Origin of the sequence: Lysinibacillus sp. NPDC093197 (assembly GCF_044754025.1) — a bacterium.
GTDB lineage: Bacteria > Bacillota > Bacilli > Bacillales_A > Planococcaceae > Lysinibacillus.
In genome coordinates this window covers 141670-167556 of the sequence record NZ_JBIVOH010000009.1, presented here as the reverse complement: position 1 = coordinate 167556, position 25887 = coordinate 141670, and the positions used below count along the sequence as shown (strand labels likewise).

Annotated in this window: 21 protein-coding genes; 6 read left to right on the top strand and 15 right to left on the bottom strand. The window is 36.2% G+C overall.

The genetic code is table 11. From position 1 onward, the window contains the following. Window positions 1-245: 245 nt before the first annotated feature. The 4 genes from ACIP9G_RS19955 to ACIP9G_RS19940 form a co-directional block, all read right to left on the bottom strand. Window positions 246-2609, bottom strand: coding sequence for a penicillin acylase family protein (locus tag ACIP9G_RS19955; protein WP_401021690.1), 2364 nt, complete (start codon window positions 2607-2609; stop codon window positions 246-248). A gap of 237 nt (window positions 2610-2846) precedes the next feature. Beyond that, a complete protein-coding gene (locus ACIP9G_RS19950) occupies window positions 2847-3602 on the bottom strand; it encodes an exodeoxyribonuclease III (RefSeq protein ID WP_401021688.1) in 756 nt (251 codons plus the stop codon). Window positions 3603-3657: 55 nt separating this feature from the next. Beyond that, the gene (gene murB / locus ACIP9G_RS19945; RefSeq protein WP_401021685.1) at window positions 3658-4572 is read right to left on the bottom strand and encodes a UDP-N-acetylmuramate dehydrogenase; all 915 of its coding nucleotides are present in this window, start codon (window positions 4570-4572) and stop codon (window positions 3658-3660) included. A 258-nt stretch (window positions 4573-4830) separates the two neighbouring features. Beyond that, on the bottom strand, window positions 4831-5136 hold the full coding sequence (locus tag ACIP9G_RS19940; RefSeq protein ID WP_340822016.1) for a winged helix-turn-helix transcriptional regulator: 306 nt from the start codon (window positions 5134-5136) through the stop codon (window positions 4831-4833). 143 nt (window positions 5137-5279) lie between these two features. On the opposite strand from ACIP9G_RS19940, the gene ACIP9G_RS19935 reads away from it, so the two are divergent. Further along, window positions 5280-6143 (top strand): VOC family protein, encoded by an 864-nt coding sequence (locus ACIP9G_RS19935; protein WP_401021682.1) that lies wholly within the window; start codon window positions 5280-5282, stop codon window positions 6141-6143. A gap of 118 nt (window positions 6144-6261) precedes the next feature. On the opposite strand, the gene ACIP9G_RS19930 is transcribed toward ACIP9G_RS19935, so the two are convergent. The 3 genes from ACIP9G_RS19930 to ACIP9G_RS19920 all read right to left on the bottom strand — a co-directional run bounded on the left by ACIP9G_RS19930 (window position 6262) and on the right by ACIP9G_RS19920 (window position 10498). Further along, entirely contained in the window at window positions 6262-8622 is a 2361-nt protein-coding gene (locus tag ACIP9G_RS19930; protein WP_401021680.1) for a bifunctional 2',3'-cyclic-nucleotide 2'-phosphodiesterase/3'-nucleotidase, read from the bottom strand. Window positions 8623-8928: 306 nt separating this feature from the next. Continuing rightward, window positions 8929-9555 (bottom strand): FMN-dependent NADH-azoreductase, encoded by a 627-nt coding sequence (locus tag ACIP9G_RS19925; protein ID WP_340822011.1) that lies wholly within the window; start codon window positions 9553-9555, stop codon window positions 8929-8931. Between the two features lie 235 nt (window positions 9556-9790). Then, a complete protein-coding gene (locus tag ACIP9G_RS19920) occupies window positions 9791-10498 on the bottom strand; it encodes a DsbA family oxidoreductase (RefSeq protein WP_340822009.1) in 708 nt (235 codons plus the stop codon). A 126-nt stretch (window positions 10499-10624) separates the two neighbouring features. Here ACIP9G_RS19920 and ACIP9G_RS19915 point away from each other — a divergent pair, with 126 nt between their 5' ends. Continuing rightward, window positions 10625-12004, top strand: a complete 1380-nt coding sequence (locus ACIP9G_RS19915) for an FAD-dependent oxidoreductase (RefSeq protein ID WP_401021676.1) — start codon at window positions 10625-10627, stop codon at window positions 12002-12004. Window positions 12005-12249: 245 nt separating this feature from the next. On the opposite strand, the gene ACIP9G_RS19910 is transcribed toward ACIP9G_RS19915, so the two are convergent. Next, window positions 12250-13176, bottom strand: coding sequence for a manganese-dependent inorganic pyrophosphatase (locus ACIP9G_RS19910; protein WP_401021674.1), 927 nt, complete (start codon window positions 13174-13176; stop codon window positions 12250-12252). A gap of 329 nt (window positions 13177-13505) precedes the next feature. Between ACIP9G_RS19910 and ACIP9G_RS19905 the strand changes: the two genes are divergently transcribed. Continuing rightward, window positions 13506-14312 carry a GNAT family N-acetyltransferase gene (locus ACIP9G_RS19905; protein WP_401021671.1) on the top strand — a complete coding sequence of 269 codons (807 nt, stop codon included), beginning with the start codon at window positions 13506-13508 and terminating at the stop codon, window positions 14310-14312. A gap of 123 nt (window positions 14313-14435) precedes the next feature. Here the strand turns inward: ACIP9G_RS19905 and ACIP9G_RS19900 are convergent, their stop codons facing one another. Continuing rightward, the gene (locus tag ACIP9G_RS19900; RefSeq protein ID WP_401021668.1) at window positions 14436-15302 is read right to left on the bottom strand and encodes a MurR/RpiR family transcriptional regulator; all 867 of its coding nucleotides are present in this window, start codon (window positions 15300-15302) and stop codon (window positions 14436-14438) included. A gap of 357 nt (window positions 15303-15659) precedes the next feature. Continuing rightward, window positions 15660-16874, bottom strand: coding sequence for an MFS transporter (locus tag ACIP9G_RS19895; RefSeq protein WP_340822001.1), 1215 nt, complete (start codon window positions 16872-16874; stop codon window positions 15660-15662). A 204-nt stretch (window positions 16875-17078) separates the two neighbouring features. On the opposite strand from ACIP9G_RS19895, the gene thrC reads away from it, so the two are divergent. Genes thrC through ACIP9G_RS19880 form a run of 3 tightly spaced genes read left to right on the top strand, consistent with a single transcriptional unit; the run spans window position 17079 to window position 19739 of the window. Continuing rightward, on the top strand, window positions 17079-18131 hold the full coding sequence (thrC, locus tag ACIP9G_RS19890; protein WP_401021665.1) for a threonine synthase: 1053 nt from the start codon (window positions 17079-17081) through the stop codon (window positions 18129-18131). After that, complete coding sequence (gene thrB, locus ACIP9G_RS19885) at window positions 18128-19021, top strand: homoserine kinase (RefSeq protein ID WP_401021663.1); 894 nt, start codon at window positions 18128-18130, stop codon at window positions 19019-19021. The genes thrC and thrB overlap by 4 nt, the downstream gene beginning before the upstream one ends. A 52-nt stretch (window positions 19022-19073) precedes the next feature. Beyond that, entirely contained in the window at window positions 19074-19739 is a 666-nt protein-coding gene (locus ACIP9G_RS19880; protein ID WP_340821998.1) for a 2-hydroxy-3-keto-5-methylthiopentenyl-1-phosphate phosphatase, read from the top strand. A gap of 55 nt (window positions 19740-19794) precedes the next feature. Here the strand turns inward: ACIP9G_RS19880 and zupT are convergent, their stop codons facing one another. From zupT to ACIP9G_RS19855, 5 genes are all read right to left on the bottom strand, one after another. Next, window positions 19795-20604, bottom strand: coding sequence for a zinc transporter ZupT (gene zupT, locus ACIP9G_RS19875; RefSeq protein WP_340821997.1), 810 nt, complete (start codon window positions 20602-20604; stop codon window positions 19795-19797). Between the two features lie 208 nt (window positions 20605-20812). Further along, window positions 20813-21418 (bottom strand): phosphatase PAP2 family protein, encoded by a 606-nt coding sequence (locus ACIP9G_RS19870; RefSeq protein ID WP_340826410.1) that lies wholly within the window; start codon window positions 21416-21418, stop codon window positions 20813-20815. 262 nt (window positions 21419-21680) lie between these two features. Further along, window positions 21681-22580: a hypothetical protein gene (locus ACIP9G_RS19865; RefSeq protein ID WP_340821995.1), complete on the bottom strand. Its 900-nt coding sequence runs from the start codon at window positions 22578-22580 to the stop codon at window positions 21681-21683. 441 nt (window positions 22581-23021) lie between these two features. After that, entirely contained in the window at window positions 23022-23636 is a 615-nt protein-coding gene (locus ACIP9G_RS19860) for a response regulator (protein WP_340826407.1), read from the bottom strand. Next, window positions 23620-25863, bottom strand: coding sequence for a sensor histidine kinase (locus ACIP9G_RS19855; RefSeq protein ID WP_401021753.1), 2244 nt, complete (start codon window positions 25861-25863; stop codon window positions 23620-23622). Before ACIP9G_RS19855 ends, ACIP9G_RS19860 begins: the two co-directional genes overlap by 17 nt. Between the last annotated feature and the right edge of the window lie 24 nt (window positions 25864-25887).

Sequence of the window (25887 nt, the reverse complement as noted above, 5' to 3'; positions counted from 1 at the left end):
CTAGCTAGCATAATGTGGGCTTCTATATCGGAAAATCCATTCACTTTCTACGGGTACGACGTAAGCTGCAACCCTTGCTAACGCGTGGATTGTTGCGTCTTACGCTACGTGCGTTCCCGCAGGAGTCTACGTAGATTTCTACTTAGGAAGGTATATAAATTGTTTGCGTGCCTGACACCTTCTAAACTGGCACCTTCCGCTCAACAAAAAAATCAGCGCATAAAAACATGCGCTGATCGTTTCTATTATTGAGATTTTAATAATACAGTTTTACCCTTAATATCTTCCTTTTTGACAAACGTCTCATGATAATTACCATTTGCCCAGTCCATTACTTGATCTTGATACCAATCCGATTTCACATGACCGCTTTGGCCAGGCCCTACAATATGGTAAGCAGAGCTTAAATCACCTACATCAGCAACAAAACGCCATGATGCACCGTGATTAACGTTGCCCGCTAAATCATTATCTGCTGCCTGCACCGTCACCTTCGAGCCACCAACTGGAACCTTCTTAGCATTAAAGTATGCAGCAAGTATCGGTGAAGCACTGCCTAATGTATGATCAAACGTTAGTTGGTGGAAGTCACCCCATTGCCATTTCGATACATTTTTCCCGAACTGATTTTCAATTTGTTTAACAGAGCGCTCTAACGCCTCAAAGACTGTGGCATCTACACCACCTTGCTCTTCCATCCAAATACTTCTCTCGCCTGCATATGCTTTACGTAGAAGCTGATCAGTAATATTAAATTTACCGTACATCATTTTATACATATCTTCTGGCATCTGCTCTTTAAACAATACTTCTTGTAATTGCACCATTAACGTATGAAACACTAACGGAGCACCTAAATCTTTGGCATCCACCATGTTCCAATCCTCTAACAATGTAATGACTTCAGTATACTTCCCATCCTTATCCATCTTTTTAATAGACGTTAATAAATCCGGTAAAAATTCTCGTGCATATAGATTATGCTGATCCATTTGCAGATTCATCATATCCTCAACTGTTATTGAATCATTCGCTTCTAGCACTTCTTTAATCCGTTCAAAGCGATAAGGCTGCGCCCAAAAATCTGTAATATGATATGGATATTCGTCGCCAATAACCTCATTATTTGCGGTTGCAATAAAGCCTTCTTCTGGATTGACAACAGTCGGTAACTCATTCCAAGGAATAAAACCTTCCCAGCCATAATCACTTGAGTCACCAGGTACTGGTAATTGTCCATCCCCTTGCTTTCGCAGTGGAATTTGGCCGTTAGCTTTATAAGCTATCGTGCCATCCTTAGAGGCAAAAACAAAGTTTTGTGCGGGTGCTTTAAAATCTTCTAAAGCCTTCTCAAACTCACTCCAAGATTTCGACTTATTAAAACCAAGCACTGCTCGTAATTCAGCAGTTGGTTGAAGTGCTGTCCACTGCATTGAAAATTGGGCTGAAGGCTCCGTTTCTTTAAACATTAAATCTGTCATAATTGGGCCATGGCGTGTCACAATTACTTCAAAGTCTACCGTTTCTCCATCCTTTACCTTTATCGACTCGTCACGTACCTCTGCTTGTTCCCACTCACCGTCATAGCGGAATTGTGTTGGATTATCGGGATTTGGAATTTCAATATATAAATCCTGTACATCAGGGCCTACATTCGTTACCCCCCATGCAATTTCTTCGTTATGACCTAAAATAATGCCCGGAATTCCCGCAAATATTACACCACTAACATTTTGTTCTGGTGATTGTAAATGCATTTGATACCAAATAGATGGTGTACTTAACCCTAGATGAGGGTCGTCAGCTAATATTGGCTTTCCTGACTTTGTTTTATCGCCAGATACAACCCAGTTATTACTGCCATTAAATTCATTGGGCAATAACTCTGCATTAAACTGCCCTACTACAGACACTGGATTTTCTTTATTTGCCTCGATAATCGATGATGCATTTTCAGGATACTTAATAAATAATTCCTTTGCCTTTTCTTCATCAAAGTTTTGTAAAGCCCAATGGCGGAAGGCCAGCGTATTCCAATTCCCCCCTAAATCATAAGCCATATACTTTCCGATTGTTAAAGAGTCTACAACAGTCCATTCTTCTGGCTCGTAACCTAGTAACGCAAATTCATAGCTTAATGTATTCGTACTCTTCGCCTCTTCCATAAAGGCGTTTACTCCCTCTGCAAACCATTCAAGAACTTGCTTGCTCGCTGGATCATACGCTGCTAATGATTTTTCAGCAGCATTACGAAGACTAAATGTACGAAAATGCTTATCTGTCTCAACCGTCGCCTCGCCAATGATTTCCGACAGGCGACCACTAGCCTGCCTACGTGCTAAATCCATTTGAAACAGACGATCCTGCGCTTGTACATAGCCTTGTGCCCGATACAAATCCGCATCTGTTTCGGCAAATATATGAGGAACCCCTTTGTCATCCCTTGTCACAGTCACATCTTGATCGAGCATGCTAACTGCGAGCTCTCCATCAATAATCGGTTTTGATTTATTCATAAACCATGTAAAGACAATAAAAGATGTTATTGCGACTACCGCCAACACACCAGCGATTGCCAATAACCACTTTTTCCACTTAAACTTTCTCACCTTACAACCCCCTCTATAAGCAATATATTCTTTATTTGGCTTCTCAAATCCTTTTCTACAATCAGAATAACCTCAAATTTTATCGAATTTTGCTGTATTGCGCACTTTTTTTCTACATTTAAACACAAGCAATTCTTTTAATACAACAAAAAACCGTATTTCCAAATGGATAATACGGTTCTCAAAAAAAGTGCCAGGCACCCAAACAATTCTCAAACAATTTCAAATAAAAAAAGGTTATACATTCAGTTGAAGTTCGATTGGGCAATGATCACTGCCCATTATATGTGGATGTATTGTCGCTACATCAATTTGTTCCTTTAAACGTTCAGACACAATAAAATAATCAATGCGCCATCCAATATTTCGTTCACGAACTTTATTCATATAAGACCACCACGTATAATGATCGGTCACATCTGGATGCTTGTAGCGGAAAGAATCTACAAAGCCACCTGCTAATAAATCTGTCATTTTAGCTCGTTCTTCATATGTAAAACCTGAATTCCCTATATTTGATTTTGCATTTTTTAAATCAATATCAGCATGGGCAACATTCAAATCTCCACAATAAATGACTGGTTTTTTCGCATCAAGTTCTTTTAAATACAACGCTAAGCGATCCTCCCAGTCTAGTCGAAAAGGTAATCTTGCTAGATCACGTTGCGCATTTGGTGTATAAACATTTACCAAATAAAAGTTTTCATATTCTAATGTAATAATTCTTCCTTCATCCTGCGACTCGTCCTCACCAACACCGTAGTGCACAGATAGAGGGATATGCTTCGTAAAAATTGCGGTACCTGAATAACCTTTCTTCTGAGCGTAATTCCAATACTGCTCATAACCTTGTAATGCAAGCTCTACCTGCCCTGCTTGGCATTTTGATTCCTGAATACAAAAGAAATCTGCATTCACACTATTAAAAAAGTCTAAAAAACCTTTCCCCAAACAAGCTCGTATACCATTCACATTCCATGAAATAAATTTCATCCATTCCCACTCCTCAAAAAAACGCCCTTCGCCAAAGCGAAGAGCGGCATTGTTTTTATAGGTCGTCACCGACTATTTTCACTTCTGTTTCCAAATCAACATTATACTTTTCTTTTACAACTCGTTGTACCATTTTAATCGTTGCGATATAGTCAGTAGCCGTAGCATTTCCTTTATTGACAATAAAACCGGCATGTTTTGTAGAAACTTCTGCTCCACCTACCCCTTTTCCTTGTAGGCCGCTATCCTGAATAAGCTTGCCTGCAAAGTGTCCTGGCGGGCGTTTAAAAACGCTACCAGCTGAAGGATACTCTAGTGGTTGCTTTGATTCACGTTGAAACGTTAAATCAGCAATTTTTGCATCAATTTCTTCCTGTACTCCTGGAGCTAATTGAAACTCAGAAGACAGTACATAATAACCTTTTTTGGCTATACTACTTTGACGGTAACCTAATTCTAGCTCTTCTTTTGATAAAATTAAAATTTCTCCTTCTTTTGTTAAAACTTTTGAAGAAATAATAATATCTTTTATTTCGCCACCATAAGCACCTGCATTCATCGCCATCGCTCCACCAATAGAGCCTGGAATACCACACGCAAATTCAAAACCAGTAAGAGATGCAGCAGCGGCAAGCTTTGATACATCTTTAATGAGTGCACCACTTTGTGCATAGACATGTTCGCCATTAATATGAATTTCATCTAAATGTGAGAATGTCACAACAATCCCTCGCATGCCTCCATCTCGGACAACCATGTTAGATCCATTTCCTAACATTAATAATGGAATTTTATTTAAATGTGCATAGCGAATAACTGCAATTGCTTCTTCCTCTGTTTCAGGAAGAACAAAAACATCCGCTTTACCACCTAATTTTGTCATTGTATAGTGCTGTAATAATTCATCTAACTTAATATTGGCCGGATTTATGTTTTGTGCTAAATCCGCAGCCCATTGTTCTTTTGTCATGAGAGCTAATTCCTTTCTAACGTCCTTCTTACTCTACACTAGTATGGATTTAGAACCTCGATTTGACAAGTAAAATGAAGGGTATTTTTTGCGCTTTAACGGGCAGTTTGTTGTCCTTTTCAGTTATCCTCTGTATTTTTCAGAACATCCGGGACTTTGTAACTGCCCGACTTATCCAACTAATCATCTAAGGAAAATGGCTTTCACTTGATGAAGTCTAACTATATCGCGCATTCAACTGACATTTAGTTTCGAATACTATAGCCAGTTAGTAGCCCATGATTCAATATTACGAATAGCACCTTCTAATGCTTGACCTTTATCCGTTAAAGAATATTCTACTCGCACAGGCACCTCTGAAAATACTTTGCGCTCAACAAGCCCCTCTTTTTCAAGTTCCTTTAAACGTTCAGATAATAAACGGCCACTTACAGGCAATGCTGATTCAATTTCATTGAAACGCTGCGATCCGTCTAATAATTGATATAAAATTAGCCCAGTCCAGCGTTTTCCGATTAAATCCATTGCCTTAGCTAAACGAGGACATAAAGTTGTCTCATTCATATTTTTCACCTCTTATGTATTCTATTGTAACGATTAATTTAGTAAAAGTAAATTTAAAGTAACTTATTTACTTGACGTAATGTGTTTACTATTCTATATTTAATTACAAAAAGTAACTTATATATTTGGAGGATTTATTCGCTATGACATTTAAAATTGATGCAAATTTAGAGCTTGAGCATTTACATTTACTTGTACAGTCACTAGAAACAATGACTAATTTCTATAAAAAACTTGGACTTCAAGTCCTCAACCAAACGACAACACAAGTGACATTTTCAATCCCAGGCAATACGAAACCCATTTTAGTATTATCAACAGAAGAAAGTGTAGCGATTCGTCCACCTCGTACGACTGGTTTATTCCACTTCGCTATTTTAGTTCCTTCTCGAGAGGATTTAGCATATGTGATTGGCAATTTGTTAAACACAGGTGTAGCTATAACAGGGGCTGGTGATCATATTTATTCGGAAGCCTTTTACTTAAACGATCCTGAAGGTAACGGAATAGAAATCTATCATGATCGCCCTCGTACTGAATGGATTAGCGATGGTCATGGTGGGCTCATAACTGGCACAGAGGCAGTGGATATAGAAGGCGTAATGGCATTATATGACCGTCAGCGGCCATGGGTAGGTTTCCCTAAAGGAACAGTATTAGGTCACATCCATTTAAATGTGAGCGTTATAAATGAAGCAACAACTTACTTCTATATAGATGCACTTGGTTTTGATATTATGACTAATTTCCACGATAGCGCACTCTTCATTTCTGCTGGTGGTTATCATCATCATATCGCGGTAAATATATGGCAAGGCGTAGGTGCTCCCGTTCCACCAAAACAAACTACTGGTTTACTCAGCTACACATTCGCCCTTTCTTCACATGAAGAACTACAAAAGCTGTTGAATAATTTAAAGGAAAAACAAATTCCGTATACTTTCGAAAACGATCAGTTAGTAGTTGTAGATTTCAATGATGATGCAATAATTTTTTACGTTCGCTAGTTTATATAAAGTACAACGGTTTTTAATTTCTACAATAATTGCTCGTGTTAAAAGCTTTTATACATCATAAAAAGGAGAGCTACGATGACTAATCGTACTCTCCTTTTTATAAACTGCATTATTTAATTAAATATTTACCGAAGCCGCCTTCTGTATCACCAAGATACTCGATGTTGCTACCTGCTGGAATGACTTTTTGTGCATCCTTAGCAGAATGATAAATAATCTTTGTATTAGCTGGGAACGGTACAAATGACCAGTTGTTATCCGCAGCAGGATTAATTGTTTTGTTTGCCATAATGTAGTCAACTACTGCTTGACGATTTTCATAAGCATAGTTTGTTACATTTGTGCCTTCCGCATTTTTAAAGGTTGCTCCATAAGAACCACCAACACGGTAATTGTTTGTAATGATAATGAATTCTTGCTCTAGATCAATTGGCTTACCATTGTATTGTACATTTTTAATACGGTTCGCTTTTTCATCGACAAGAATACCACGACGATCATATTTTGCTGGAGATGTTACATCAATTTGATATGTTAAGCCATCTAAAACATCAAAGTTGTAAGAGCGTGCTTCAGCATCAATAATATTTTGTTCCTCGGTTTTCGTCGGATCGATTGTTGCGAAAATACCAGCAGCCATCTCTAACCATTCGATAGCTTGTGCACCTTTAACTTTTATCGTTGCAACAGTATTATCGTAATGATAAATGTCTGCCATGTTTTTAATAGCAAGTGGACCTACAGGAATGTTTGTGAAGTCCGCAGGGTTGTTACGAGAGCCCGCTTTGAAAGGAGCACCAGCAGAAAGGATTGGTGTGTTTTCATCAGCAGTCCCTTTTAGTTCTTTTTCAATAAACCATTTTTGAGCTTGTGTTACGATTTGAATAGATGGATCATCTTGAACCATTGAGAAGTAGCTGTGAATAGGTGCAGTCGTTTCACCAACAGCTTGGCGAATATACGTTAATGTACCTTCATGTGCTTCTTTAATAGCGTTTAACACAGTTTGCGATGGTTGTAATCCTTCTTGTTTAATAGAACGGATTGAACCTTGTCCATTTACAACAACCCATTCAGAACCTTGTTGTTCTAATTTCAAATCAATAACACCAAGGTGGCTACCATAGCTACCTGCCATAACTGTTGGAACTCCATTAATAGTCCCTTTTTCTTGATCAACATTTTTAAGGTCTTTATAGTCACCTGGGAATGTTAAATGCGAGTGACCTGTAATTAAAGCATCAATGCCTTCTATTTCAGAAATTTGGTATCCTACATTTTCAGCGCCTTTTACATTCGTATCTTCACCGATACCTGAATGAGAAAGCACGACGATTACATCTGCACCTGCTTTTTGAATTTCAGGTACAACTTCTTTAATTGCCTCTACAGGCTCCTGCATTTCTACTTTACCTTCTAAATGAATAGCATCCCATTCAACAATTTTAGTTGGTACAATACCTGTTACACCCACTTTTAATGTATGTTTTTTACCTGTATTGTCCACAACCTCTTTATCGATAATAACAAATGGTGTATACATATGTTCTTTTGTTTTTGCATCGTAAGTGTTCGCATTCACCACTGGATATTGCGCATCATTCAGTACTTCTGTTAAAAATTCTAAACCATAGTTGAATTCATGATTTCCTAAAGTGCCGCCATCATATTTTAGTGCATTTAGAGCAGCAATAGCAGGATGAGTTTCACCTGGTTTTAACACATTTTCTAACGCTTTATAAGAACCTAGTGGTGTTCCTTGAATTAAATCTCCATTATCAAATAATAATGTATTAGGGTTTTCTGTACGCGCTTGCTCAATAAGTGAAGCAGTGTTTGCTAGTCCAACATCAGCAGATTCTGCATCTAAATAGTAGTTATAGTTTGCTAAGTTAGTATGAATATCAGTAGTACCTAAAATTTGAAGATCCACTGTTGTCGCAGATGTAGGTACTTTGTATTCAGCTACAAAACGCTCAACAATACTTTGCATTTGATCGGCTGTCACATAGTCACGCGGACGAATTGTATTATCTTCATATCCTTGTAAAATATTCGCTGCTACAGCATTTGCTAAATCTTGCTTATGTGTCTCAGCAACTTGATCAGCATCTTTGAATTTGTCTAATTCACTAAGTGAAGCATTGTTTGTTACTAATCCACGGGCCGAAATAACAAATGCCTGTTGACGAGTTAATTTATCATTTGGGCCAAATAAAGTTGCTGTTTTCCCTTTAATTAACTTTAGTTCTACCGCTTTTTCCACATAAGGTGCTAAATCCTTAGGGACATCCGTAAAACCAAGTGAAGACCCGTCACCAAGCTCAACATTCAAGCTTTCTACTAGTTCCTTCACGTAATCTCCACGTGTTACATCATTAGATGCAGCATTCGCTGAAAAACCAAATGGTAATACAGCAAATAGAACAAGTAACACGGCTAACATTTTAGTTATTATTTTCTTATTCAAGCAATTACCCCCCTATAAATATAATATTTTCCTTCGTTTTCTATTATATTATACTAATCATCAATTTAACTGAACACTTAGTCCTAATTGTATGTACTTTTTAACCAATAGCAGAACACTTTTTAAGTAAATCATATATTATTATCATTTCTTAATTTTCTTTATTTATAGTATGTTATTTTATGTAAATGTTTAATAAATGCACAACACCAATATGTCAGACCTTTATACTTCTACCATACCTCTATAAAAACAATAAAAAAAATCCTCTCAATAATGAGAGGACTTTTAGTAAAAAAAAGTTACTTATGCTTTTACAGCTTGTAAAGATTTTGCTACTTCTTTAACAGCTTCTAGGCCGTTTGCAATAATTTCTTCTGCTTTATCTGGTGTAGCATTATGACCTTCAATGATAACTTCATTAATAATTTCCATACCGAATACGCCACCAACTACGTTTTTAATGTAGTTTACTGACATTTCCATAGGTTGTGCTTCTGGTGCTGAATAATAACCACCACGAGCATTTAGGATGATAGCTTTTTTATCAGTCATTAAGCTAACTAATTGACCGTTTTCATCATATTTGAAAGTGAAACCAGCTTGGTATACATAGTCAATGAAAGTTTGTAATGTAGCTGGGATTGTTAAGTTCCATAATGGGAAAGCAAATACAACAACATCTGCTGCAGTTAATGCATCCATAGCTTTTTGTTTTGCAGCTAAAAGACGTGATTCGATATCAGATAATTCTCCACCGTTTTGCACTTTACCAAATGCGTTGAAAAGATCTTGACCGAAGTAGGGCATATCTTCAGCATACACATCGAATGTTGTTACGTTTACATCTTGTACGCTTTCCATGAAAGTGTCATACATTTTTGTTGAAATTCCGTCTGGACGGTTGTTAGCTTTTACTACTAATACGTTCATTATATAAATCTCCCTTAAATTTCTTAGTTTAATATCTCGAATTCAAGATATATACTTATAATAAGAAAATCAGGATAAAAAGTCAATGTTCCTAACCTAAGACTTTTGACTGAATAATTTTAGTATGAGCCCCAAACCGTAATGACATCCAGATTTTTTTTCGAGCCTACTTGAAAAGCTCCTCTAAAAATCTGAGACAGTAGCTGGGGCTTAAGTGCCACTGTATTAAATTAAATTAAAATTCACAGCTCTCATCTGTACATACGCCTGCATCACTAGAGCCTTCCATTTTTAAAGCAGGTTGCAAACCTTCTTCTTCTGCTACTTTGCGTAATGTATTTTCAAACACCTCTTGTGGTTGTGCTCCAGAAATACCGTATTTACGATTTAGCACAAAAAACGGAACCCCTTTCACACCAAGTTGAAGCCCTTCTTGTATATCTTCTTCTACATCAGCTTTAAAATCATTGCTAGCTAGAACCTTTATAACATCATCACGATTTAGGCCTACTTGTTCTGCTATGTTTACTAACACATCATCATGACTAATGCGCTTTGCTTCTATAAAATGACTGTGTAACAGTGCCTCAACAAGTGCTGTAGCGTCCCCTTGTTGTTCAGCCCATTTCACAAGTCGATGTGCTTTTAATGTATTTTCTGTCTTCATTTTATCGAAGTTATAGTTTAAACCGACTTCTTTTGCACGCGCAGTTACACCTTGCGTCATTTCTTTCGCTTTTTCTATTGTCATACTATATTTTTTTGCCAAAGATTCATAGACTGACTCATTCGTATCTTCTGGTGTTGTTGGATCAAGCTGATAGCTTTTATAAACAAGTTCCACCTGTCCCTCAAAGCCTGTATCCTGAATAGCCTTTTCTAATTGCTTTTTGCCAATATAGCAAAATGGACAAACATAATCTGACCAAATTTCAATTTTCATAATTGAACACGCTCCTTTTGCTACATTGTAACGACACCAGTTCGCTTGAAGCAATTTTTATGCTTCATTGCATAAATTTTCAAACCAATCTCCATACTAAGCATAAAAACACTGTGAGGGTTAACTATGACACAATCTCTTTGGCTAGCAACGACCGACTCTGATTCATTGCCATCATTGACGGCTTCAACTAAATGTGATGTTTGTATTATCGGAGGGGGTTTGACTGGACTATATACTGCCTATGTTTTAGCAAAAGCAGGTGTTGATGTTGTACTGCTTGAGGCAAATGCTAAGCTTAGTCATGGTACGACTGGTCATTCAACAGGAAAATTAACTGCACAGCATGGCTTAGTTTATGCGAATCTTATCGAAAAACTTTCTGTAGATGATGCTCGGCTTTACTATCAATTGAATCAGCTTGCTATAGAGCAAGCATTACAGTTACTACCTAAAGAGTCCATTCAGCAAGTGGATTCATTACTTTATTGTCAAACAAAAGATGGGTACTCGCAATTATTAAAAGAGTGGAACGCCTATAAAGTATTAAATATAAAGTCTAAAATTACCTCTGATACAGAGCTTCCATTCCCTGTTACAAAAGCCCTCAGCATATCACAACAGGCGCAAATAAATCCTGTAATGGTTAGCAATTTTCTTATTAAAGAGGCGTTATCAATGGGTGCAAAACTATATGCGAATACCCGTGTTCAGCAACTGCAAATTGCGCAAAATAACTTACATACCGAAAAAAATATATCGGTTCAATATAACAAGCTCATTTTGTGCACACATTATCCAATTGAAGCCTTCAAAGGACTACAACTTTTAAAGCTTTCGAATAATCGCTCTTATATGGTCGCCAGTAAAATAACGGAGACGTTCCAAGGACAATATTTATCAGTCGATTTCCCTTCCCGTTCTATTCGTACGACGACAATAAATGATGAACATTATTTGCTTCTCGGTGGGGCTAATCATATAGCAGGTGAAACGGCAAAAACCGAGCCCTATTATGACGCCATTCAAAATGAAATGAAAACGCATTTTGGGCAGGAGCCACTTTATAGATGGTCGGCACAGGATATTGAAACACCAGACATGGTACCTTATGTCGGTAGAATAACAAAATCCTTACCTAATGTCTTTATCGCAACAGGGTATCGTAAATGGGGGATTTCTAATTCGTTTGTAGCTGGAGATATACTGTCATCACTTATTACCGAGACTACAAATGCCAACGATGCCAGTGCACTCTATTCACCAGCACGCACGAAATTTGGTGCACAATTTATGCAAATGCTAAAGGTTGGAGGCTTCGTGGCAAAGGAATTTGTCTCAGGCCATATTAAAAATGGCAACGCGCCAACTTGTACACATTTAGGCTGTAAAACTAAATGGAATGAAGCAGACGAAACGTGGGATTGCCCATGCCACGGCTCCCGTTTTAATGCCCAGGGAGAAGTGCTAGAAGGACCAGCAGTTCAACCATTAAAACTTGATTAAAAAGGACTGCCTTCTTACGGCAGTCCATCTTCCAAAAATACAAAATGAACACTAGTTGATGGGAGTGGAGGCGGTGACTCCTGCGGGAACGCACACAAAGTTAGACGCAACAAGCGGCGCAATAGCGTCGGTTGCGGCTTACGGTGTGCCCGCGGAAAGCACCGCCGTAACGGACATCAACGACAATGCAAAAAAGTGTTAGATTGAGACAGTCAATCTAACACTTTTTTTTTGCAATACTTATCTTATTTTAATGCTTCCGTTAATACAGGTACGATTTGTTTTTTACGAGAAACAACACCTGGTAATACAACACGGCTGTTTGTAAGCTCAGCACCAAATGCTTTTGCTGCAGCTTCTGCAACTTGTCCAATTGCAACAGCTGTTGAATCATTGTTTAAAATATCTGTTACGACAAAGAAGAATAAGTCTAAGCCATTTTCAGCAACATTTTTGTTTAAAAGAATTTCTAATTCCTCTTGTCGACCAAGTACGTCATTAATATCGACAGCATTTACTTGAGCAACTACTGATTTATATTCACCGAACTGGAACTCTTTAGCATCTAATGATAAAAGATCTTCTAATGATTTATCTGAAAGATCAGCGCCTGCTTTCAACATTGCTAGCCCATAATCAGCAGCGTCAACTCCTGCGATTGTTGCTAGCTCTTGTGCAGCTTTAACATCCTGTTCTGTACAAGTTGGTGATTTAAATAATAATGTATCAGAAATAATAGCAGATAACATTAAACCAGCAATATTTGATGGTACTTCAACATCATTTTCTTTAAAAATTTTATTTAAAATAGTTGCCGTACAACCAACTGGCTCTGCACGATAATACAATGGGTCTGCTGTTTGGAAGTTTGCAATACGGTGGTGGTCAATTACCTCTGTAATTTGTACTTCTTCAATTCCATCAGCCGATTGTTGGAATTCATTATGGTCTACAAGAATAACTTTTTCAGCTTCCCCTACTACGGAAGTAATTAAACGAGGTGCCTCAAAGCCAAATTTCTCTAGGGCATATTTTGTTTCGTTATTTACTTCACCGAGACGTACTGCTTCAGTATCTACTCCAATTTGTTGTTTTAAATATGCATATACAATTGCAGATGTAATCGTATCTGTATCTGGATTTTTATGTCCGAAAACTAAAACTTTACTCATTAATACTTTTCCTCCTAAATGGCTTCTACATTTTCATTTATTTTAACATAATTTATAATAGAACATGATATAAAGTAAAACTTTCATCATCCTGCATTTTCATTAACTATCTTCTTGTTCATTCACGCTGCGCTATACTATAATAAAAGCATTCCCCTTCATTTTATAGTTTATCTATTTTTTACCATGCACTATTTTACTTTTTCTATGTTAAGCATAAATTTCCTTATTTTAGATAGATATATAGTTGTGATTTTTATACAAGAAACGATAATTTTATGCTATTATCATGTAGTCAAAATTTTTTAGGAATTACAGGAATGGGGATTATGATGACAAAGAAGATGGAAAAAAAGTATATTCCTTTAGCAAGCTATTTTGACGTAGCTTCGCAAAATGAGATTACATTATCCTTTAGCGCAATAGAAAACATTATGGGACAAGCTTTACCCAATGCTGCATATTTGAATAAGAGCTGGTGGAAAAAAACAAAACCCCCTCTTACGCACTTTTTATCTTGGACAAATGCAGGTTATTATGTCATTGATGTCAAATTGGGCACGAGTGTCACTTTCTCTCGCACACAAGAGAAAATACCTTCGGACAATATTTCTGAAAATAACGAAAATACTTCTGCGTACATAATCCGAGCGATTGAAGCAACAGATGCTAGAGCATTTATTCTTTTACAAGAAGAAATCCTTCAACAAACTGACTTTTTGTATAATGTAGAAAATGAGTTAGAGCTAACCGTACAGCAGCTAAGAAAAGACCTAACTTATTGGAAGCAATTAAAAAACCGCACGATTTTACTTTGCATTTTAAATGGCACATTTGCGGGCTATGCCGTTATCCATGGTTATAAGCATTCTAAAGCTAAACACGTTGCATCAATTCATATGGCCGTAAAAAAAGAACACCAACGAAAAGGTATCGGTTCAGCACTTATGAATGCAGTGGAAGACTGGGCTAGCAAAAGAGATATTTCCCGCTTAGAATTATCCGTTATGGAGCATAATGATGCTGCGGTACAGTTATTTACAAAACATGGGTTTCAGCAAGAAGGAACACGCTCCAATGCTATTAAACTAAAAGATACGTTTAAGGCTGAATATAGCTTCAGTAAAATTTTATAAATTATTTCCCAAGGATGTCTAATGCCTTATTTGGACATCTTTTTTTTACTTCTAATTTGACATCACCTATCGTAAAAAACGTATAGATTAGCAGTTGTACTCCAATCTATACGCTGTATTTTATTAAAATACTTGTTTCTCTCTTGCAATGTCTAAAAACAATAAATTATTTTCTACTTGTTCATACGATTGTTGATATTGCTCATATCGCTCTTTATCTTGGCTAATCATTTCTTCAATCAATGCATGCATAAAGGAAAACAGTACTGGCACAATGTCCAAAGAAGATTGATTTTTCAAACCTAATGCAAACAATGCATTTGCATAATCCCTTATTGGAGACAAAGCCGAACCTGTAATAGCAATGATTTTCACCTTTTTCATTTTAGCAATTTCAACAATTGTTTTTACATCATTGGATTGTTTATCACATGAAAAGACTATTAACGTTGTACGTTCGCTCATACTGTTTATTTGTTGAACAAGATCATCAGAATCTGTTCGCAGCTGCTTTATATTTGTTCGTAAAGTTTTTAACGTATACGATAACCAATTTGCAACGGAAGCATCTTGACGTGCACCTAAAATATAAATAGTATCTGCTTCATGCATCCATTTGGAGCTTTTTTGAAGCATAGTATCGTTAATGAGATGTATTGTATCTTGAATGTTTTGCATGTCGCGTTGCATTACCTTACCAAAGCTAGAAGTCTTCTGCTTGCTCGTCACATATGTAGATTGGAGAGGCGTTCCCTCATTTTGAGAGTTTAAATAACTTCTTAATTCCTCCTGTAGCTCGACATAACCTGACAAATCCATTGCATAACAAAAACGAATAACGGTTGATTCACTTACATTCGCTTGTCTACCCACTTCAGCCGCCCCATTGGCAATCACAACCGCTGGATTACTCATAACAAATTGCGCGACTTTACGTTGTCCTTTAGACAGCCTTACATACCTTTTCTTTATATCTTCTTTTATACTCATTCCTAACAACCTTTCTTTCAAAGAAATTATCACGAATGGAGATTATTCCCTACTGATTCTAAATTCGATTAAAAATACAGTATCACGATTACAATTTGAATACAATGACTTTTCAGAAAAATCTTTAACACATTAATACACTAATGTGTTAGTTCGTAATAAATTGACATATAATTTATGTATTGACAACATTAAAAATATTTTTATTAACTTGGTAATCTAACTGTATACAATATTCAATTCGAAATTTTAACATATTTCAGAAAAATGTGTATAAAAATAAACTCTTATTTTATTTATTAAATGGTGAGCATATTAAAAAGTCTTGAATTCAGTTAGAATCCAAGACTTTCTTTTTTATTCTAATTCAATTTGTTTTGTTTCTGTCCCTAAAAATATAACACCAATGACCCCGATAATAATTGCACCACAGAAAATCGCAAAAATATAGCCAATATCATAGCCTGCTGTTAACAGGGATCCTACTAATAAAGGCCCAAAAATACCGCCAATTCTTCCAACTGCCGCTGCCATGCCTGCACCTGTACCGCGAATAACTGCAGGATACTGTTCAGGTGTGTAAGCGTATAGTGCACCCCATGCTCCTAAGTTAAAGAAGGATAAAAACATACCCGATATTAATAACACTGCCATCGTTTCTGCATTACCAAAAATGAAAGCACTTACAGCCGTTCCAATTAAATAGGAAATAAGTACAAATTTCCGTCCGAACTTTTCGATAAACCATGCAGCTGTGAAGTATCCTGGCAGCTGTGCTAACGTCATAATCAGTACATACTTAAAGCTAGTAATCATATCAAAACCTTTTCCTACCATTACGCTCGGCAACCATAAGAACATTCCGTAATACGAGAATACAACAGTGAACCAAAGCACCCATAACATTAATGTTGAACGTGCATATTTTTTCGACCATACTTCCCGTATATTGAGAAAGACACTGCGCTTTTTAGATTCAGCCTTTGCAGTGAATTGCGGTGAATCTGGTAAATGCCAACGAAGGTAAATAGCGTACACAGCAGGAATTGCTGTTAATAATAAAGCTACACGCCATCCCCATGTAGGTATGACAAAATAAGATATAAGTGCTGCAATTAGCCAACCTGCTGCCCAAAAGCTTTCCAGTAATACGACTACTCTTCCACGTTCCTTCGCCTCTACACTCTCAGAAACAAGTGTAGATGCTACTGGTAGTTCTCCACCGAGCCCCATCCCTACTAAAAAACGTAATGCCATAAATGCTACTAATGTTGTCGTAAATGCGGAAATGCCGCTTGCTACGGAAAATAGAATTAATGTCCACATAAAAACTTGCTTACGTCCGACTTTATCGGCAAAAATACCAAATGCAAGTGCCCCTACTGCCATACCAATAGAATTGATGCTACCAATCCAGCCCATTTGACTTTTTGTTAAATCCCAATCTACCGCTAGCGCTGTAATAACGAAAGATAAAATACCGACGTCCATCGCATCAAAGAGCCAGCCAACACCTGCAACTCCTAAGAGCTTGTTACGTGAAATGGATTGTTCTGTCTTTATTGTTGTCATAATAACCACCTGTCTTTACACATGACTTTACATTACGAGTTTACTATACAGTTGTTTCGAGAAAGTGACAAGTAAAATTCAAATGACCGAATTGTTTAGACAATTTAATAATTGCTATTGAAAATATATAGTCATTTGCGTTAAAATGTCTCTTATACAAAAACAACTGTTCTTTCTATGAGAACAAAAGGAGATCGTTACGTTATGTGGAAAGGCCTTATTGAAGAATATAAACAATTTTTACCCGTAACAGAAAATACACCTGCGCTAACATTAAACGAAGGCAACACGCCTCTTATACATTTAGTTAATCTATCAAAACAGCTTGGTATCGAGCTTTATGGTAAAATAGAAGGCGCAAATCCTACCGGCTCTTTCAAAGACCGTGGTATGGTATTTGCGGTAGCAAAGGCTATTGAGGACGGTAGTAAATGTGTAATTTGTGCCTCAACAGGAAATACTTCCGCAGCAGCTGCAGCTTACGCAACTCGCGCAGGTATTCAGTCGATTGTAGTTATTCCTAAAGGGAAAGTAGCCCTTGGTAAACTAGCACAAGCGACAATGTACGGTGCAAAAATTATTGAAATCGATGGCAATTTTGATGATGCTTTAAATATTGTGCGCCAAGTAAGTGAAACGACTCCAGTAGCACTTGTCAATTCAGTTAACCCATACCGTATTGAAGGGCAAAAAACAGCTTCATTTGAAATTGTGGACGCTTTAGGTTCTGCTCCAGACTATTTATGCATTCCAGTTGGGAACGCAGGTAACATCACTGCTTACTGGAAAGGCTTTAAAGAATATAACGATGTGAAAGCTTCAGGTTTACCAAAAATGTACGGCTTTGAAGCAGAAGGAGCTGCAGCAATTGTAAAAGGTGAAGCAATCCCTAACCCAGAAACAGTTGCCACAGCTATCCGTATTGGAAACCCTGCTAGCTGGCAATTTGCTGAAGCAGCTCGTGATGAGTCTGGCGGTATTATTGATTCTGTAACAGACGAAGAAATTATAGCAGCTTACAAGCTAATCGCAGGAACTGAAGGGATTTTTGTTGAGCCCGGTTCAGCTGCATCATTAGCAGGTGTTATTAAATCTGTCGGAAACGGTAAAATTGCTAAAGGATCAAAAGTCGTGACAGTATTTACTGGTAACGGCTTAAAAGATCCGGATACTGCAATGAACGTTTCAACAGTAGACGTCGTATCTCTTAAAAATGATGAAGAAGAAATTCGTAAATATATCGAGGGTGTACTATGAGTAAAAAGTGGCAAATCACCGTTCCTGGGAGCACAGCCAATTTAGGCCCTGGCTTTGATTCTATCGGACTCGGCTTGTCTCTTTATTTGAAATTAGATGTTTCCCTACAGGATAATTGGGAGATCATACATCTCGATGACAACGGTCCTAGTGAATTTGAGCTAGAACAACATTTACTATATATTATTGCCAAAAAAATTGCTGATCAGTATAATAAACCATTACCTGCTTGCCGTGTTGAAATGGCAAGTGAACTACCATTAGCCCGTGGTTTAGGAAGTAGCGCTGCTGTCATTGTAGCGGGTATTGAGCTAGCTAACCAACTATGCGATTTAAAGTTAACTATACAGGATAAACTAAATTTATCTTCTCAAATTGAAGGGCATCCTGATAATGCGACTGCCTCGGTACTTGGTGGCTTGACGATTTCCTCAATGGATGAAAACGGAATAGTAGATACATTCCATGTAAATGATATTAATGCTTCTTTTGTTGTGTACGTACCAGATGTTGAGCTAAAAACGAGTGAGTCTCGCTCCGTTTTACCAAAACAATTGGATCGAGCATATGCAGTACATGCCTCTGCAAACGCTAATATGCTAGCTGCATCTTTAATGTCACGAGATTTTAAACGTGCAGGACACTACATGGAAGCGGATTTGTTCCATGAACCTTTCCGTTCAACATTGATACCTCAATATGCAGAAATCCGTGAAGCTGCAAAAGCACATGGTGCATACGGTACAGCATTAAGTGGAGCAGGTCCGACACTCATTTCCATTATTCCAACTACTATTTCTGATGACTTTGTTACTACAATGCAAGCAAAGTTCCCAGAACATCAAATCATCTTAACGAAGGCCGATGAGCATGGTGTACAAGTAAAATAAATGTAGAACGTCTACTTCAAAGTAGGCGTTTTTTCTTGAAGGAGGAAGTAATTTGAAACCAATTATTTTCTGCGATTTTGATGGCACTATTACAGAAACAGATAATATTGTCTCCCTAATGACGCATTTCGTTCCTGAGCAATCTGAGAAAATTGCAAAGGCAATGATGGCTCAAACAATTAGCTTTAAAGAAGGTATTACTGCTATGTTTGATCTTTTATCGACTAACCAAAAAGATGATATTATTCAATATTTGATGGAGACCGCTGTTATCCGTGATGGCTTTAGCGAATTTGTCCGCTATGCGCAGGACCATAACATTCCATTTTACATTGTTAGTGGCGGTGTAGATTTTTTCATTCAACCATTGCTTGAAAGATTCGGCCCCTTTTCAGGAATTTATTGCAATAGTGCCGACTTTTCTGGAGAGCAAATTACCGTTGTCTACCCTCATAGCTGCGATGAGCATTGTGCAAAATTTCCAACACAAAGTTGTGGTTGTTGCAAGCCAACCGTCATGCGAGAAATGGCACAGCACGATCAATTTAAAATTGTTATCGGTGACTCTATTTCCGATTTTGAAGCTGCTAAACAAGCAGATTTAGTATTAGCTAGGGAGCAATTAATTGATCGCTGTAAAGATTTACATATCCCTTATAAGCCTTTTAACACTTTTTATGACTGCTTAGAGACAGTTAAAGAATTGATAGAAGCATAATAAAAGGAATCTAGCCGATAAGACTAGATTCCTTTTTTAATAGCAAGTTAAGTACTTACGCTAATAATACTAAACTAATAGCCATCACTGCCATTCCTGCAACTAAACCATACATTGATAAATGTGTTTCATCGTATCTCTGTGCGGCTGGTAGTAGCTCATCTAATGATATAAATACCATTATTCCTGCAACACCTGCAAATACAATACCGAACATGACATCCGATAAAAATGGCATTAAGAGTAAATAAGCTACTAGCGCACCAACAGGCTCTGCTAACCCCGATAAGAAGGAAAGTTTAAATGCTTTTCTACGATTTCCTGTTGCAAAATAAATAGGAACGGAGACAGCAATTCCTTCAGGGATATTATGAATGGCTACAGCAATTGCAATCGCAATGCCGACATTCGGGTCATTCATTGCAGACATAAATGTTGCTATGCCTTCAGGAAAATTGTGAATACCTATTGCAAGTGCAGTGAACACGCCCATTTTCATTAAGTGGCTTTCATCTACCTGTGGTTTGATAGCATTAACATCTTCCACAAGCTTTACTTCATGAGGATTAGTCGATTTCGGAATAAACTTATCAATCAACGCTATAAATAACATTCCGCCAAAGAAACCCGCTATCGTCATCCAATAACCATTAGTAGTACCTAAGGCATTGGTTAATGCATCCTTTGCTTTTACAAAAATTTCTACAAGTGACACATAAATCATAACCCCCGCCGAAAAACCAAGAGCTATTGATAAAAATTTAGTATTAGTTCTTGAGGTAAAAAATGCAATTAAACTTCCTACTCCTGTTGCAAGTCCAGCAAAGAGGGTTAACCCTAAAGCAAATAAAATTTGTCCTTCCAATTCCTTCTTCCTTTTCTCTTTTTTTTATTGTACTCATCTTAGCTTAAAAGTTTCCTATAAGCAATTCTTTTTTGTAAGGTAAATATTTAATTGATGTCACATAAAAAAATCATAAAAAAGCAGTACCTTGGATACGGTACTGCTGACAAATGCTTAATTTAGGCTATCGAAAACGTAAAAAATTCAGAATTGTTTGGGTGACTGGCACTTAATTTTTGGGTTTAAACAGTCGTTTACGTCGTTCATACCAAAGAACGCAAATGATGAACCACGTGTAACCTATACTCCATCCAGCTAGCACATCGGAGGCAAAATGACGCGCTCCTGCTACTCGTGATAGGCCAATAAGAATTGTAAGCACAATTGCACCTATCCAAAGCTGTATTTGACGTGCCTTAGTGTTATTTTCTGATAGTAAGTAGGCAACAGTAAATAAATACAGTATACCTGACATAGCATGTCCAGATGGAAAACTGAATGATGTTAATTGATCGTCTATTTCAGGGCGCGGACGTTGCACCCATTTTTTCAACATTTGATTTAACACATTCCCTACGGCAAATGTTAACACTACAAATAACATGCCCCGGTAATTTTTCGCTCTCCATGCTAAATATAAAATTAATATAATAGCGACCCCGACTACAAATTTAGGCTCACCAATATAATGAAAAATCTCTATATACCGATTGCCAAATAGTATTTCTGCCACTTTTTTATCGAAGTTTAAAATCATGTCACTCTTGTATGTTAAGCGCAACGCAAAAAATACAATAAGTGTTACAATCGCTAATGGATACGACCATTTTTTTATCAAAATTTCACCTCAAAGCACATTCACGCAATGTTTTTTCACATCATACCATAATTAGGTGAACTTGAGGAAAAGATACGATATCTGATTTTATAGCATAAAAATGTACTTAATTATATTAGCTAGTATAATGGATTCTTCATTCGGCTTATTAAAGTAATTTGAAAGCGCTAATGCTACAATAAATAAAATAGCAACAATAGGTAGTATTTTTCTAAACAACATCAACACTCCCTCACCTTTTATTATTCTATAGTTCAAACTATTTCAATAATACAGGGTCGAATAACCAATCTTTCGGTCCGAAGTTTCGATCCTTTTCCCCTCTAACTTCTCGAGAAATATGATTATTAATAATTAAATCTCTGAACTTTCTACTGAATATTGTTTTTCTGTAAAGATAGCTGCCATCATGACTCCACTCTGCTGAATAGAATACATCTCCATTTACATTCATAATATCGTTAGCATTGTAAATATCAGGGCCTAGAATTACACCACTTAACCCACATTTGCAAGGTGGCTGCTCAGTTGCAAAATACAGCTTTACTCTTTCAGCATTACTAACCGGTAGCATTTGTGTAGGTATTATTTGATATGCAAGCTGCTTCCCTACTTCTGATCCACTATGAATTACTTCTAGAAGTTCAAAGCCTTCAATATTTGCTTGTTTCATTAATGCTGCTAATTCTTCAGAGGCCACCCAATACCCACTCACATGAACTAAATGACGATCTTTCATTTGCGAAGTATCAATAACTAATGGTGAAAGTTGCTCTTTTTCCATAAGCCCACAATGCTTACAATATGTACTTATTGAAAATAAAGTACCTCGATCATCTAAAAACATTTCTGGAGAGTTGCCTGTAGAGTTTAACGTAAATAATGGCGTTTGTTCATATTCACTGTCTGAAAAGTCAAAATAGAAACGTTCCCCAATAGATACAATGCCCAACTCATGTTCCAACGATTTATATAATGCTGCCACCTGCTCATACGTCACATCTTCATTTAAAGTAAAAATAGGATTAAAAGATGCCTTCAAATTTCTTTTTCTGATTTCAGGCGCACCTACATAAATACCGTAGCGATTATAAACTTTAATGACTTGATCTTGGTTAGATTCATCTATAGAGATTAAATTTTCAAGTTCTACTTTCAAATTATACGCCTACCTTTATTAAAGTTTTTTCGTGAGTATGCTGTCTAGCTAGTAACATCCTTAAAAAATCTAATACATTTTCTACTATATAAATAAATAGTTAAACTGCTTATTTCAACGATATATTCTCTTAAACTATTACTCACTATGGAAAAAATTACTTAACTCGATTAATCTAAGCGTACCAGTACTTATACCACCATTTCAATGTTGGGTTTACGCCAGTTTTTTGGCGGGCTTCGCTAATTTTTTTGGCGTGATTTGGCGGTCATGAAAAAAACACCGCCAAAAAGTGGCGGTGTTCATCCGAATCCATAGGTATTTAGTTTTATTAAAAAAGGATATTGTCCTGATTAATATTATAGTGTCTTTACATTACCTAAATACTATCCTTTTATAGAAAAATATAACAATTAACTTTTATAATAACATATAGCTAAGCTATAGTAAATTCATTCGTTCAGCAAGATTTACTGCTTCTGTTCGCGAATCTACATTTAGCAGGGAAAACAGTTGTGTTAAATATCTCTCAGTTGTTCGTTGAGGAATGTTTAATTCTATAGCTATCGCTTTATTTGTATGCCCTTCAGCAATCAATCTTAAAATTTTCTTTTCTTTTTCATTTAAATGTATGTCGAGCTTAGCATCTTGTAATTTAAATCGATTATCTAGAAAGTCTAAGAAATTTATGGGCAAAACAATTTCTCCATTTGCAATGGCACGAACCGTCCGTAAGATTTGCTCTTTGGAAGCCGTTTTGGCTAAAATCCCCTCTATTTTCTTTTCTAAAATTAGTGGGTAATAATCTGTAATGTCATCCCCCGTATAAAGGATTATCGAAGCATCTATTTGTATCGCTTTAATATTTCTCGCTAAATGAATGCCATTTTCTAAAGGCATATTAATATCAATTAAATAAATATCATATGGCTTGTCTTTAATTTTTGGGATTACAGAAGTTGCATCACTCTCTGTATCAACTAAAATGTCTTCATTCTCTTTAAATAAATTTTTCGTTCCTTCTAACACAATAGGATGATCATCCACTATGAGCATCGTTATCAAGTGTGTCACTTCCTTCTTTTACTGTAATTCTAATAGACATTCCTTCATTAACTTGAGTATCTATGTAAAAGTTTCCATCAAAAGCTTTTACACGCTCTTGCATACCACGGATTCCCATCGATTCAGCAACAATAATATCATTAACATTACAACCTACTCCATCATCCTTATAGACGATTTCAAATCCATTGTCCATTTCCTTGAGGTGAATTTCAACTGTTGTCGCATAGGAATGTTTCAAAGCATTATTGAGTAATTCTTGAAATAGACGATAAATCATTAAATTCATTCGTTCATCCTCTAAATAAAGGCGGTCTATTGTATAAATTAACAAAAAGTTAGCCCTTTCCGTTACTTTTCGAATGAGCTTTTCTAATGCGGGATTTAGCCCTAATGTGTCTAACAATGGGGGCTTTAGATTCTCACAATATGCTCTTAAATCATGTAAAGATGCAACCATTTGTTTATGAATCTTGACAAGTTTTTGTTGGATTTCTATAGTATCTTTTGCATTTATTAAAACATCTACTTCACGAGCAATATGGAGTTGCTCTTGTAAATTAGTATCATGCAACTCTTGAGCTAATTGATATTTCTCCTCTTCAAACCTTAGCCATAATAGCTTATTTAGCCAAGGTAATTGACCTTCATCTGCTTGCTTCATATGCTTTAGTTCCTCTAACAGTTCTTCCACCATTTTTGTATTTTCAATAAAGTTATTTACATATAACAGGAGCAATTCGAGCCATAAAAGCTCTTCATCTTTTAAATGAATTGAATTGTTATGCCCCAATACTAAGGCTCTTTTGTAATGAGCATCTTGATGGAGGAAAGCTAGATAGACTTTGTCAATTTTCCGTATTTCTCCTAATTTCAAATCTTCCATTAGCATAGGATTTATCGGAAACTTTCCCTCAACCATTGAAGTAAACTGATTTGTGTCATAGTCATAGGTTAATACAAATACATGCTCAAGCTCTAGGTGCAGCGAAACTTCCTGAGCAAACTTTTCTAGAAGCTCGTCTAATTTAATCGTCTTACCAATTCTATCTACAGCAGTATATAACTGATGTATATAATCCCCTTTAGTAGAAAACAAAATTTTCCGCTTGCGATAATCTACCTTTTCTTTTATGTAGAAAAGAACAATTAACGATAAAAATGTAAATAATGAAACACCTGACATAATAGTCATAGTTAAAAATTTGCCCGCGATCCAATACAAACCAAATGTAAACCATGCAGTAAAAATTACAGAAAATATGACATAGTAACGAAGCCTTGTAATATGATACTCAATGTCAAATAATCGTTCCGTTAGTTGTGTAAAAATAAAACTAAAAGGAATCAATAATAAAAACAAAGCACTGATTTCGGCGGAAAGCACAGGATGATGAAATAGAATATTTGGAATTGCATAGAGAAATAAGAATGGAAGAAATGGAATCATTACACTATTCAATAAAATTTTTAACTGAGGTGATTTATATTTAAAATAACTTAGCAATAAAATAATGAGTATTAAAATAAGTAAAATTAAAAAAGTAGCTAAAACAATATAAGAAAGAAAGTTATGCAAATTATTATTAATAATGCCAACATAGCTAAGTAACATTGCCATTATAGGCAATAAATAAAATAATTTAATATTGTTAAAAAGTAACCAATTAGCTTTTAAAAATAAATAATAGTTTCTTAAAAAATGTAACAGTAATACTAAACATAGCAACATACTACCTCGATTGACCATAATTCCTATAATATCGAGACTACCAGATGCTCCAATACTCACATATGCTAAGGAAACAGTTAGCATAAATAAGATGAGCAATCTTAAAAGCGAAGTGTGTTTTTGTTTATAATGCAAATAACATACAACAAATAGTGTAAGAAAATAGTAACATGCAGGGATTAACAATATATAATAAAACCGTTCCGAAAAATCTAAACCACTTGGTTTAATATCAATTATGTTTCCATTAGGCTTTAATATTGTTAGTGAATTTGCAGCCCTTATTGTCAAATCATACTTAATATAAGAAATATCTTCTATTTCAATATTATCTACTTTTAATACAATATCCCCCGCAGATATTTTCTGACCATCCACTAGTTGGTCATGTGTATGTTCTATAACCCAGTCTCCCTTTTCCTCTACCAAATTTATACCCAAATAAGGCTTGCTATAAGGAACATATAGCAGGTAGACACCTAGCATTATGTAAACACTTATAGCAAGCAT